This is a genomic window from Stenotrophomonas sp. YJH_SMC_43, assembly GCF_059372535.1.
In genome coordinates this window covers 336,355-349,011 of the sequence record NZ_JCAFVQ010000003.1, presented here as the reverse complement: position 1 = coordinate 349,011, position 12,657 = coordinate 336,355, and the positions used below count along the sequence as shown (strand labels likewise).

The 12,657-nt window shown below is 67.6% G+C and carries 8 protein-coding genes; 6 read left to right on the top strand and 2 right to left on the bottom strand.

The genetic code is table 11. The features are described from left to right. The first annotated feature begins 68 nt into the window (after positions 1 to 68). The 4 genes from AC5QAH_RS13750 to AC5QAH_RS13735 are packed head-to-tail and all read left to right on the top strand — an operon-like array spanning position 69 to position 3,873. Entirely contained in the window at positions 69 to 758 is a 690-nt protein-coding gene (locus AC5QAH_RS13750) for a response regulator transcription factor (RefSeq protein ID WP_019337115.1), read from the top strand. Next, on the top strand, positions 751 to 2,142 hold the full coding sequence (locus tag AC5QAH_RS13745; RefSeq protein ID WP_029379709.1) for a sensor histidine kinase: 1,392 nt from the start codon (positions 751 to 753) through the stop codon (positions 2,140 to 2,142). Before AC5QAH_RS13750 ends, AC5QAH_RS13745 begins: the two co-directional genes overlap by 8 nt. Next, positions 2,139 to 3,194 (top strand): ABC transporter substrate-binding protein, encoded by a 1,056-nt coding sequence (locus AC5QAH_RS13740; protein WP_010480822.1) that lies wholly within the window; start codon positions 2,139 to 2,141, stop codon positions 3,192 to 3,194. The genes AC5QAH_RS13745 and AC5QAH_RS13740 overlap by 4 nt, the downstream gene beginning before the upstream one ends. A gap of 28 nt (positions 3,195 to 3,222) precedes the next feature. Next, a complete protein-coding gene (locus AC5QAH_RS13735; protein WP_005414428.1) occupies positions 3,223 to 3,873 on the top strand; it encodes a response regulator in 651 nt (216 codons plus the stop codon). 558 nt (positions 3,874 to 4,431) lie between these two features. Here the strand turns inward: AC5QAH_RS13735 and AC5QAH_RS13730 are convergent. Continuing rightward, on the bottom strand, positions 4,432 to 7,074 hold the full coding sequence (locus AC5QAH_RS13730) for a hybrid sensor histidine kinase/response regulator (RefSeq protein ID WP_053443492.1): 2,643 nt from the start codon (positions 7,072 to 7,074) through the stop codon (positions 4,432 to 4,434). Between the two features lie 66 nt (positions 7,075 to 7,140). Then, positions 7,141 to 8,310, bottom strand: coding sequence for an OprO/OprP family phosphate-selective porin (locus AC5QAH_RS13725; RefSeq protein WP_049411668.1), 1,170 nt, complete (start codon positions 8,308 to 8,310; stop codon positions 7,141 to 7,143). Between the two features lie 330 nt (positions 8,311 to 8,640). On the opposite strand from AC5QAH_RS13725, the gene AC5QAH_RS13720 reads away from it, so the two are divergent. Together AC5QAH_RS13720 and AC5QAH_RS13715 are read left to right on the top strand one after the other, a co-directional pair. Then, on the top strand, positions 8,641 to 9,984 hold the full coding sequence (locus tag AC5QAH_RS13720) for a dicarboxylate/amino acid:cation symporter (protein ID WP_010480813.1): 1,344 nt from the start codon (positions 8,641 to 8,643) through the stop codon (positions 9,982 to 9,984). A 230-nt stretch (positions 9,985 to 10,214) separates the two neighbouring features. Then, the gene (locus AC5QAH_RS13715; protein WP_043400158.1) at positions 10,215 to 12,506 is read left to right on the top strand and encodes an NADP-dependent malic enzyme; all 2,292 of its coding nucleotides are present in this window, start codon (positions 10,215 to 10,217) and stop codon (positions 12,504 to 12,506) included. Positions 12,507 to 12,657 lie beyond the last annotated feature (151 nt).

Below are 12,657 nucleotides of genomic sequence, written 5' to 3'. Positions count from 1 at the left end.
CTGGCAGGGCCCGGCGAGCGCGGCAGCGGCATGCGGTAGCATTCGTTTCCCCTCCCACCCTCGTGCCCATGCGCCTGCTGCTGGTCGAAGACAACCCGGATCTGGCCGATGCGATCATCCGCCGCATGCGCCGCAGTGGGCACGCCGTGGACTGGCAGGCCGATGGCCTGGCCGCCGCCAGCGTGCTGCGCTACCAGAGCTTCGACCTGGTGGTGCTGGACATCGGCCTGCCCAAGCTCGATGGCCTGCGCGTGCTGGCCGGCATGCGCGAGCGTGGCGACAGCACGCCGGTGCTGATGCTGACCGCACGCGATGGCATCGAAGACCGCGTGCAGGCGCTGGATGTCGGCGCCGACGACTACCTGGGCAAGCCGTTCGATTTCCGCGAATTCGAAGCGCGCTGCCGCGTGCTGCTGCGTCGTGCACGAGGCCAGGCCAGCGAAGTGGTGCAGATCGGCGGCTTCCAGTTCGATAATGCCGCGCATCGGGTCAGTCTCGACGGCGAGCCTATCGAGCTACCCAACCGCGAGTACCGGCTGCTGGAGATTCTGGTCGGCCGCCTCGGTCAGGTGGTCGGCAAGGACGAGATCGGCAACGGCCTGTTCGGCTTCGACGACGAAGCCGGCCCGAATGCGATCGAGCTGTACGTCGGTCGCCTGCGGAGAAAGCTGGCCGGCGCACCGCTGCGCATCACCACGGTGCGCGGTGTCGGCTACCTGCTGGAAGCCAGCGATGGCAGCGCCGACGCCGATGGCTGACGCACGCGCTGCGAACGCGGCGCCAGGTTCGCTGCGGCGAACGCTGCTGCTCTACCTCGGCGCGCTGCTGGCGGTGTTCGCGGTGGCGCTGCTGTTCGCCGCGCGCGACTATGGCCAGCGTGCGGCAAACCGTTCCTACGATCACCTGCTGGTGTCTTCGGCGCTGTCCATCGCCGATTCGGTGGCGCTGGTCGACGGCCAGTGGCAGGTCGATCTTCCCTATGCGGCGCTGGACCTGCTGGCGATGGCCCCGGAAGACCGCGTGTTCTATCGGGTGGCCGACAGCCGCGGCAACCTGATCACAGGTTATGGCGATCTGCCGTCGCCGCCGCGCCGTCCGGGCACGCAGCCGCAACTGTTTGATGCGGCGTACAGCGGCGAGACCGTACGCTTCGTAGTGGTCGGCCGCAGTTTCGCTGCGGCCTCGGCGCAGGGCGAGGTGCAGGTGCAGGTGGGCCAGACCCGGCGTGCGCGCGAAGCCGTCGCGCAGGACATGGTCAATCGCGCACTGCTGGCGATCGGCGTGCTGTCCGGCCTGCTGCTGGCGCTGGTGGCGTTTGGCGTGCACCGCGCGTTCCGCCCACTGGTGCGGGTGGAACGCGAGCTGTCGCGCCGCGAACCGTCCGACCTGAAGCCCCTCGACGCGCGCGTGCCGCGCGAGATGGACCAGATGGTGGCGGCGTTGAACCGCTTCATGGAGCGCCTGTCCAGCAGCAACGAGACACTGCGCGCATTCATGGCCGAGGCCGCGCACCAGATGCGCACGCCGTTGGCTGCCCTGCGCGCGCAGGCACAGCTTGCGCTGGACGACGACGACCCCGAAGACATGCGGCGCAGCCTGCAGGCGATCGAGCGCAATGCCACCCACATGAGCCGGTTGCTGAACCAGCTGCTCAGCGATGCCAGCGTGATCCATCGCTCGCACCTGCAGCGCTTTGCGGCGGTGGACCTGGCCGAGACCGTGCACCAGGCCCTGCATGAAGCCCTGCCGCAGGCCGGCCCGGCACCGCGCGTGCAACTTGCGATGACCGCCGAGCCGGTGCAGGTGCACGGCGACGCGCTGCTGCTGCGCGAGGCGATCAAGAACCTGGTCGACAACGCACTGAAGTACGGCGGCGAGGGCCCGTTGCAGATCGCGCTGACCGTGGAAGGCGGTCAGGCGGTGCTGACCATTGCCGACCATGGCGCAGGCATCGCACCCGCTGATGCCGAACGCGTGTTCGAGCGCTTCGCCCGTGGCGAAGGCGCGCCGTCCGGCGGCGCCGGGCTGGGCCTGGCCATCGTCAAGCGCGTGGTCGACAGCCATGGCGGCCGCATCGACCTCAGCAACCGCCCGCAGGGCGGGCTGATCGCCACCATCCGCCTGCCACGGAGCAGCCCATGATCCGCCTGTTCGCTGCTGCCGTTGCCTTGCTGCTGGCCCTGCCGGTACTGGCCGCGCCCGGCGACGTACGCCGTTTCCCGGCCCAGGCAAAGGCCACTGCGCAGCTGCGCATTCACGGCACCACCGACATCGAAGTGTTCGCGGTGGTGATCGCCGATTACCAGCGCCTGCATCCCGGCACCGAGGTGGTGTACGAGGACATCATCACCCAGGACCTGTACGCGCGTTACCTGCACGACCGCGGCGGGCCGGCATCGCCGGACCTGCTGATCTCCAGCGGCATGGATCTGCAGACCAAGCTGGTCAACGATGGCCACGCGCTGCCACACCGTTCGGCGCAGACCGCTGCACTGCCGGCCTGGGCACAGTGGCGCAACGAGGCCTTCGGCATCAGCTACGAGCCGGTGGTGATGGTCTACAACACCCGCATGCTGCCGGCCGCGAAGGTGCCGCACACGCGTCGGCAGCTGCTGGACCGGCTGCGCGCCGAGGGAGCACCGCTGCGCGGCAGGGTCGGCACCTATGACATCGAGCGCAGCAGCGTCGGCTACCTGCTGTCTACCCAGGATGCGCAGCGTGGCAGCATCGCCGGTGCATTGCTGGGCGCGCTGGGCGACAACGACGTGGTGCGCGAGGAGCGCACCGGCGTGCTGCTGGACAAGGTGGCCAGCGGACAGCTGTCGCTGGTCTACAACGTGCTCGGCTCCTACGCGCAGGCGCGCGTTGATGCCGGCGCGCCGCTGGGCATTGTGGAGCCCGAGGACTACACGCTGGTGGTGCTGCGCACCGCAGTGATTCCGCGCACCGGCCCGCACCCGGAAGAAGCCCGGCGCTTCCTCGACTACCTGCTGTCGCCACGCGGCCAGCAGGTGCTGTCGCGCGAGGCACGGCTGATGCCGATCGTGACCGGCAACGCGCGCGGCGATGATGCGCCGGGCCGCAGCCGCCGCCCGATCCAGCTGGGTCCGGGCCTGCTGGTGTATCTGGACGCGCTCAAGCGCCGCCAGTTCCTCGATGCCTGGCGCAGCAGCGTGGAGCCGGCAGGGCGCTGAGGCTCCGGCCTGCCCGTACAATGGCCGCATGAGCGAATACACCATCCTGATCGCCGATGACCACCCGCTGCTGCGTTCGGCGGTGGTGCAGTCATTGCGGCAGAGCCTGCCGCTGGCGCAGGTGCGCGAGGTCGCCAGCGCCGAGGCCTTGGCCGAAGCACTCGACGCACATCCGGATGTGGACCTGGTGCTGCTCGACCTGACCATGCCAGGCGCGCACGGTTTTTCCGCGCTGCTGCACGTGCGTGGCTCGCATCCGGACATCCCGGTGGTGATCCTCTCGTCCAACGACCATCCGCGGGTGATCCGCCGTGCCCAGCAGTTCGGCGCGGCCGGGTTCATCCCGAAGTCGGCCCCGGCCGAGACCATCGGCGAGGCCGTGCAGGCGGTGCTCGATGGTGGCCTGTGGTTCCCGGCGATGGCCGCCGAGCGTTCGGAGGCCGATGCACTGCTGGCCAGCCGCCTGGCGCAGCTGACCCCGCAGCAGTTCCGCGTGCTGCTGTGCCTGGCCGATGGCCTGCTGAACAAGCAGATCGCCTATACGTTGGGCCTGGCCGAGAACACGGTGAAGGTGCATGTCACCGCGATCCTGAAGAAACTCGAGTGCCATAGCCGAACGCAGGCAGCGGTGCTGGTGAAGGCACTGGAGCCCGAGGGCGACGCCGGCATCGGGTTGTAGTTTCCGGCCAACGGCGCAGCCCCTCGTGGGTGGACACGTAGAGCAGTTCATGGTTGAGGCCGGGCAGGTGGACTGCGCAGGGGCCGCTGCAAGTACGTCCATGTAAGCTCGGTCGCCGCATCCATGCGGCTCACGCCCCTGCGCAGCCCACCTGCCCGGCCACGGACAGGTTCCGTGCGCGTCCACCCGCGGAAGAGAAAAGAAGATCAAAAGCAAAGGCAGCCTGACAGGCTGCTTTTTGTAGAGCCGAGCCCACGCTCGGCTGCTTTCTGGACGGTCCGTGAAGCCGAGCATGGGCTCGGCTCTACACGAGCAAGCGCAGCGCGCGACCCGCTTTTGATCTTATTTTCTTCTTCGTGGGTGCAGGCCACCGAAATCTGTCGGAGGCCGGTCGGGTTGGGTGCGCGGGGGTGTCAGCCGCATGGATGCGGCTGCCAAGCCTCCAGGGACGGATTCACGGCGTCCCCCGCGCACCCAGCCCGACCGGCCCACCCACGGCTTTTGCTTTCCACGACCAACCAGACACCACCCACGAGGGGCTGCGCCGTTTGCTGGAAACTACCCGCGATGCCGGATCAGCAACTGACTCATCAGCGCCCGCAGCGCCGGCGGCTTCACCGGCTTGGCCATCATCCCCCAGCCTCGCTCGGCGGCCATCTCACGCAATCCCGCATCGCGCTCGGCAGTGACCAGCACCACCGGAGGGCGAGCCTGCCACAGTTCCGCCAGCGTCTCGTACAGCACCGGTCCGTGGTGATCGCCCATGCGCACATCCAGCAGCACCAGCTCCGGTACCGCGCCTGTCGCTGCCAGCTGCAACGCGGCCTGCGGGCCATCGGCCAGCATCACCTCGCAGCCCCAGCGTTCCAGCAGCGCGCGGCTGGCGGCGCAGACGTGCGGATCATCATCGATCACCCACACCCGGCGCCCGCGCAGCGGATTGTCCGCGGCCGGTTCCTGCACCAGCACCGGCGCAGGTGCCGTAGCAGGAATCGCACTGGCGTCGCCGAACGGTACGCCCACCGCGAACACGCTGCCCTGGCCCAGCTGCGAGCGCAGGCGGATCGGATGGCCGAGCAGACGACCGATGCGATCGACGATCGCCAGGCCAAGGCCAGCGCCGCGCTGCTGGCCGTCGTGAAGGCGGCGGAACTCCTCGAAGATCTCGCCCTGCAGCGCATCCGGAATACCCGGGCCCTGGTCGTGCACTTCGATCCACAGCAGGCCTTCGCGGCGGCGGCAACCCAGCAGCACGCGGCCGCGTTCGCTGTAGCGCAGCGCGTTGGACAGGAAGTTCTGCAGGATGCGGCGCAGCAGGGCTTCATCGCTGACCACCACCGCATCGGTATCGACCCAGTCGACCACCAGCCCGCGTGACTGTGCGGCGATGCCGAACTCGCGCGCCAGCGTCTGCAGCAGCGGCCCGAGCCGGAACGCCTGCACGCGCGTGGGCAGGCTGCCCGATTCCAGCCGCGCGATATCCAGCAGGCTGTTGAGAATCGCGTCCTGCGCGGCCAGCGCAGCGTCGATGTGGTCGCTGGTCTGCTGCTGCGCCGGATCACTCAGTTTGCCGCGCAGCACCGAGACGAACATGCGTGCAGCGTTGAGTGGCTGCAGCAGGTCGTGCACGGCCGAGGCGACGAAGCGGGTCTTGTAGCGGTTGGCCTGTTCGGCTTCGCGGCGTGCTTCGTCCAGGTCACGGGTGCGCTCGGCGATGCGGTGCTCCAGCGCATCGGCCAGCGAACGCAGTTCGCGCGCGGCGTTCTTGTAGCTGGTGATGTCGGCATAGCTGGTGACGAAACCGCCGTCGGGCAGCGGATTGCCACGGATCTCCAGCACCGTGCCGTCGTCCTTCTCGCTTTCGCGCATGTGCGGGCGACCGCTGCGCAGGTGGTTCAGGCGACGCTCGATGGCCTCGTCCACCGGGCCGGGACCGAGCAGGCCACGGCGTGCATTGAAACGGAACAGTTCCTCGATCGGCCGGCCGACGCGAACCAGGTCTGCCGGGAACCGGAACAGTTCCAGATAGCGCGCATTCCATGCCACCAGCCGCAGCTCGCGGTCGATCACCACCACGCCCTGCGGCAGGTGCGCCAGGCTGCGGCTGAGGCCGCTGTCAGCGTCGGTTGCGGCCTGCAGCAGGCCATCCTGTGCGGTGCGCAGTTCCTGTGCATGCTGCTTGAGCAGGGTTTCGAGTTCGCGGCGGCTGCGCAGGCGGTGTTTGGCCAGGCGCCGGCGCTGCTGCACGAACAGCACCAGGAAGCCCAGCGCCAGCCATGCGGCACCGCCGGTGAGTGCGGCCGCGCGTCCGGCAGATGTGGCTGCACTGGCATCGTGCAGCAGGTGCAGGTTCCAGCCTTCGGCGGGCAGCGGCAGGCTCTGCCACAGCATCGGCTGCGGCAACGTCGGGTCCAGCAGGCGCACCATGCGGCCGCCATCGGCCAGCACGTCTTCGGTACGCGCACGCAGTGGTTGCAATGCGCGGTCGGCGTACTGGCGGGCATCGAGCATCTCGCGGCGTTCGTCGGCGCCCAATGGGCGCAGCAGGCGGTAGCGCCAGCTGTCACGGTTGGCCAGGAACACCACGTCGTGGTCGTCACTGGCCAGCACCACGTCGGGGCTGCTCAACCATTCCTGTTCCAGGGCCGACAGCTCGACCTTGATCACCACCACGCCCAGCCGCTGGCCGTCTTCCTCGATGGCCTGCGACAGGTAGTAACCGGGCACGCCGGTGGTCATGCCGATGCCGTAGAAGCGGCCGCGGCCCTGCGCCAGTGCCTGGCGGTAGTAAGGGCGGTAGCTGTAGTTCTCGCCGACATTGGTGGTCGGCTGGTCCCAGTTGCTGGCTGCCACTGCCACGCCGTCGTGGCCCACCAGGGTCAGGGTCGAGGCGCGGGTGACCTCATTGGCGCGTTGCAGCTTGAGGTTCAGCCGCTGCCGTTCGGCAGGCGAGGGCGGTACGCGCAGGGCGTGCAGAAGATCCGGATCCAGCGCCAGCACCTGCGGCAACGTGCCGAAGCGGTCGATGCGCTGCTGCAGGCCCTGTCCATACAACTGCAGCTGGCGTTGTACCTGGCTGCTTTCCTCGCCCAGAGCACGCCGCCAGGCGTAGTGGCCGGCGGCGACCGCACACAGCACGGTGCCACCGACCATCACCAGGATGGTCAGCAACAGCATCCGGTGGCGGCTGAGCCAGTACATGGCGGCAGTCTACGCAGGGCCGGCGGGCGTGGCGTGCACGCCCGCCGGGATCTGACGTGGAAGGGGTCAGAAGTGCATCTGCGCGCGCAGTTCGAAGATCTCCGGCGTGCTGTGCACACCACGACGGCTGGCGTCGACCTTCACGTAATTGGCCTGGAACTTGAAGTGGCTGGTCAGGTACCAGTTCGCGCCCAGGGTCAGGTCGTGCTGGCGGCCACCGAGGATGCTGCCATCGTCGAGGTCCAGGCGGCTGTAGCGGGCCACCAGTTCCACCGCGCCGTAGTCGTGCGCCGGCTTGATGTTGGCCACGGCACCTGCGTTGTACGGGCGCGATTCGCCGGTCAACACCCAGCTGGCCATCGCGTACTGGCCGCTGCCGGTGTAGTCGGGCTTGCCGTCATGACGGGTGACCGTGGCGCGCAGGGCTTCGGCCTGCAGCGAGAACGGGCCGCGGATCCAGATGCCTTCCAGGCCGGTGCGGCGGATCTGGTCGGCGGTGACCAGCGCGCCGGAATCGACATAGCGGATGTCGGTCAGGCCGGCCTCCGGGCGTGCGCGCAGGCGCGCGCTGGCCTCGTGGTGCACGTCGCGGCCATCGCTGTAGCCACGCGGATTTTCCTGCGAGTAGGCCAGACCCAGGTGGATTACGTCACCGGGCGCCTTCACCGGGGTCCACACCGCACGCAGGGCCTGGGTGGTGCCGGGGTTGTCACCCTGCAGGTCCTTGCCGCCATAGGCGCCAGCCTGCAGCAGGTACTGCGGGCGCTCCAGCACCCATTCCACACCCGTGCGGCGGCCGGCGTAGAAGGCCTGCACGGGCAGTGCGGTTTCCAGGAAGCTGCCGGCGCGCGAAGACGTGTTCGCGTCCAGGCCAACCGGGGTCTTCATGTAGCCGAAGCGGAAGCGGCCGATGTCGCGGCCGAAGAAGGCCTTGCTTTCGAAGCGCACGAACACGTCCAGCCAGGTGTCGGACTGGAAGTCGTAGTAGACCATCGCGTCATAGACGCCTTTCTTCTTCAGCGTCGCACCGAATTCCTTGCGGCGCACGGCGTCGTCGTCCTCAAGACCGCTGCCCGAGGAAAAATCGTTGTAGTCGTAGGCGATGTTGGCGGTGGCGGCCAGCTCGGTGCCGTCGCCGAAGGTGTACCTGGTCGGCCAGTTGTCGAAATCGGCAGCCGAAGCGAAGGCGGGAAGCGCGGCCAGCGACAGGGCCAGCAAGGTGGGAATCGGGCGCATTAGGTGCGGCTCTCTCAGATTGCGTGTGGACAGGACAACAACGGCCGCAAGGGCCGGAACTTTCGCAATGACGCGCCCGGCCGTTCAGCCCGGGCCACCGGCCTCCCCGTGATCGGGCGGTGCGGCGCCAGTGTAGGCATCGCGACCACCTGAACCGGGGGGCTAGTACCAATAGGTTATCTGCGCCAGCGTGCCCGGCGCGTACAAAGGCGTCCATTGGTCGCACCCCCTGCGCGTGCAGCACAGGGCCTGCGGTCAGTTTCCACGGTTACGGTTCCCGTGCAGTCCCGGGGCCGTACGTGCCTGAAAACGCCCCTTCCGGAGTCCGCCATGCACATCCCGACCGCAGCACCGGTGCCTGCAAAGCCGTTGCCGATCTATCGCCAGCTGTACTTCCAGGTGATCGTGGCGATCGTCCTGGGCGCCATCCTCGGCCACTACGAGCCGTTGATCGGCGAGAAGATGAAACCGCTCGGCGATGCCTTCATCAACCTGGTGAAGATGATCATCGCGCCGGTGATCTTCCTGACCATCGTCACCGGCATCGCCGGCATGACCCACCTGCGCACGGTGGGCCGCGTGTTCGCCAAGGCGATGGCGTACTTCCTGTTCTTCTCCACGCTGGCACTGATCGTCGGCATGATCGTGGCGCACGTGGTGCAGCCCGGCGCCGGCATGAACATCAACCCGGCCGAGTTGGATCAGACCGCGGTGCACAGCTACGTCGAGAAGTCGCATGACCTGACCCTGGTCGGCTTCCTGATGGACATCATCCCGAAGACGCTGCTCAGCGCGTTCGTCGATGGCAACATCCTGCAGGTGCTGTTCGTGGCCGTGCTGTTCGGCATCGCGCTGGCATCGGTGGGCGAGAAGGGCAAGCCGATCGTGAACTTCCTGGAGGCGCTGGTCGCCCCGGTGTTCAAGCTGGTGCACATCCTGATGAAGGCCGCCCCGATCGGTGCCTTCGGCGCAATCGCCTTCACCATCGGCAAGTACGGCGTCGGCTCGCTGATCAACCTGGCCTGGCTGGTGGGCTCGTTCTACCTCACCGCGTTCCTGTTCGTGGCGGTGATCCTGGGCTTGGTCTGCCGCCTGTGTGGCTTCTCGGTGTTCAAGCTTGCGCGTTACCTGAAGGCCGAACTGCTGCTGGTGCTGGGTACCTCCTCGTCGGAGTCGGCGCTGCCGTCGCTGATGGAGAAGATGGAACGCGCCGGGTGCAGCAAGTCGGTGGTGGGCCTGGTGGTCCCGACCGGCTACTCGTTCAACCTGGACGGCACCAACATCTACATGACCCTGGCGGCGCTGTTCATCGCCCAGGCCACCAACACCGAACTGACCCTGGGCCACCAGATCGCCCTGCTGCTGGTCGCCATGCTCAGCTCCAAGGGTGCCGCTGGCGTTACCGGCGCCGGCTTCATCACCCTGGCCGCGACCTTGGCGGTGGTGCCGGAAGTGCCGGTGGCCGGCATGGCGCTGATCCTGGGCGTGGACCGCTTCATGAGCGAATGCCGCTCGCTGACCAACTTCATCGGCAATGCCGTGGCCACGGTAGTGGTCTCGCGCTGGGAGGGTGCGCTGGACCGCAACCGCCTGCAGCTGGCGCTGGATGGCCGCGAAAGCGAACTGCCGCCGCTGATCGATGCCGTGCCCGAGGCGCTGCCGGCCAGGGGCTGATCCAGGTGTGTGGTACCGCGGGGCCGATCACGACAGTGGTACGGCCCCGCGGCGTTTCAGGGCGTCCCATGGCTGTCATGGCAGACGCCGAAGCTGGTATCCCGGTACCGTCGCATACGGCACGGAATTGTGCGGTCGCAGCATGCCTGCGACAGGATAGCGACAGGTCCAGACGCTCCAACGGGGGTATCATCCCCTGTCCCTTCTGCCCATTCATGTAACCCACATCGATGTCCAACGAAGATTTCAAACAGGCCGCCCTCGATTACCACCGGATGTCCCCGCCGGGAAAGATCAAGGTTTCCGCTACCAAGCCCATGCTGACCCAGCGCGACCTGTCGCTGGCGTATTCGCCGGGCGTGGCGTACGCCTGTGAAGCGATCAAGGCCGACCCGCAGCAGGCCAGCGAGCTGACCGCCCGCGGCAACCTGGTGGCGGTGATCTCCAACGGTACCGCGGTGCTGGGCCTGGGCAACATCGGCGCGCTGGCCGGCAAGCCGGTGATGGAAGGCAAGGGCGTGCTGTTCCAGAAGTTCGCCGGCATCGATGTGTTCGACATCGAAGTGGATGAAACCGACCCGGACAAGCTGGTCGACATCATCGCCTCGCTGGAGCCGACCTTCGGTGGCATCAACCTGGAAGACATCAAGGCGCCGGAATGCTTCGTGGTCGAGCGCAAGCTCCGCGAGCGCATGAAGATTCCGGTGTTCCATGACGACCAGCACGGCACGGCGATCATCGTCGGCGCGGCCGTGCTCAACGCCATGGCGATCACCGGCAAGAAGATCGAGGAAGTGAAGCTGGCGACCACGGGCATGGGCGCAGCCGGCATTTCCTGCGTGAACATGCTGGTGCAGCTGGGCCTGAAGCCGGAGAACATCCTGGCCTTCGACCGCGAGGGCGTGATCCATACCGGCCGTACCGACCTGGACCCGGAAAAGCAGCGCTATGCGCGCGACACCGACAAGCGCACCCTGGCAGAGATCGTCGACGGCGCGGACATCTTCCTGGGCCTGTCGGCACCGGGCATCCTGACCGCCGACATGGTCAAGACCATGGCGCCGGATCCGGTGATCTTCGCGCTGGCCAACCCGACTCCGGAAATCATGCCGGAACTGGCGCGCGCCGCGCGTCCGGACGCGATCATCGGCACCGGCCGTTCGGACTACCCGAACCAGGTCAACAACGTGCTGTGCTTCCCGTACCTGTTCCGTGGTGCGCTGGACGTGGGCGCGACCGCGATCAACGAGGAAATGAAGATCGCCTGCGTGCGCGCCATCGCCGCGCTGGCGCGCCGTGCGGCCACCGACATGGGTTCGGCCTATGGTGGCGAGACGCCGAGCTTCGGCCGTGAATACCTGATCCCGCGCCCGTTCGACCGCCGCCTGCTGGTGGAGCTGTCGGCCGCTGTGGCCCAGGCCGCGATGGATTCGGGCGTGGCCTCGCGCCCGATCGCCGACATGGGGGCCTACCGCGACAAGCTTGCCCAGTTCGTCTACCGCACCAGCCTGATGATGAAGCCGGTCTACGACCGCGCGCGCAGCGACAAGCAGCGCGTGGTGTACGCCGAAGGCGAAGAGGAAGTGGTGCTGCAGGCGGTGCAGAACGTGGTCGATGACGGCCTGGCGCACCCGATCCTGATCGGCCGCCCGGAGGTGATCGAATCGCGCATCGAGCGCCTCGGCCTGCGCCTGAAGATCGGCGAGAACGTTGAAGTCACCAACATCAACGACGACCCGCGCTTCAACGAATACTGGCAGTACTACCACGGCCTGACCGGCCGCCGTGGCGTGACCGTGGCCGCGGCGAAGAACCTGATGCGTTCGCGCCCGACCCTGATCGCGGCGGTGATGGTGGCCCGTGGCGAAGCCGATGCGATGCTGACCGGCATCGTCGGCCGCTTCCACAAGAAGCTGGGCTACGTGCGCAGCGTGCTGCCGCTGGAGCCGAAGGTCACCTCGACCTCGGCGATGACCGGCGTGATCAACCAGCAGGGCGTGTTCTTCTTCGTGGACACCCACGTGCAGGAAGACCCGACCGCCGAGCAGCTGTGCGAAGCGACCCTGCAGGCGGCCTACCGCATGAAGCTGTTCGGCATCGAGCCGAAGGTGGCGCTGCTGTCGCACTCCAACTTCGGCAGCCATGATTCGAAGGATGCGCTGAAGATGCGCCAGGTGCGCGAGCTGCTGCTCAAGCGCAACCCGCGTCTGAACGTGGACGGCGAAATGCAGGGCGACACCGCATGGGATGAAGCGCTGCGGCAGAAGCTGCTGCCGGGCTCGACCCTGCAGGGCCGCGCCAACCTGTTCGTGCTGCCGAACCTGGAAGCGGCCAACATCGCCTACAACCTGGTACGCGTGTTCACCGACGGCGTGGCGATCGGTCCGATCCTGATGGGCGTGAACAAGCCGGTGCACATCCTGACCACCAGCGCGACCTCGCGCCGGATCCTGAACATGACCGCCATTGCGGCGGTCGATGCGCAGATCCGCAAGCAGATCGAAGCGGAAAAGAAGGCGTAAGCCTTCGTTCCGCTGCGATCTGCAGAAACGCGCCCTTCGGGGCGCGTTTCGTTTCCGCCCAGCGGAAACCGGATCGGGTAGCGCCGGGCCATGCCCGGCGAGCGCGCAGCGCGGCGCTTCTCGCATTCCGCCGGGCATGGCCCGGCGCTAC

Coding starts and splice junctions, on each gene's coding strand:
- AC5QAH_RS13750 (WP_019337115.1), top strand. CDS start 69: ATGCGCCTGCTGCTGGTCGAAGACAACCCGGATCTGGCCGATGCGATC.
- AC5QAH_RS13745 (WP_029379709.1), top strand. CDS start 751: ATGGCTGACGCACGCGCTGCGAACGCGGCGCCAGGTTCGCTGCGGCGA.
- AC5QAH_RS13740 (WP_010480822.1), top strand. CDS start 2,139: ATGATCCGCCTGTTCGCTGCTGCCGTTGCCTTGCTGCTGGCCCTGCCG.
- AC5QAH_RS13735 (WP_005414428.1), top strand. CDS start 3,223: ATGAGCGAATACACCATCCTGATCGCCGATGACCACCCGCTGCTGCGT.
- AC5QAH_RS13730 (WP_053443492.1), bottom strand. CDS start 7,074: ATGTACTGGCTCAGCCGCCACCGGATGCTGTTGCTGACCATCCTGGTG.
- AC5QAH_RS13725 (WP_049411668.1), bottom strand. CDS start 8,310: ATGCGCCCGATTCCCACCTTGCTGGCCCTGTCGCTGGCCGCGCTTCCC.
- AC5QAH_RS13720 (WP_010480813.1), top strand. CDS start 8,641: ATGCACATCCCGACCGCAGCACCGGTGCCTGCAAAGCCGTTGCCGATC.
- AC5QAH_RS13715 (WP_043400158.1), top strand. CDS start 10,215: ATGTCCAACGAAGATTTCAAACAGGCCGCCCTCGATTACCACCGGATG.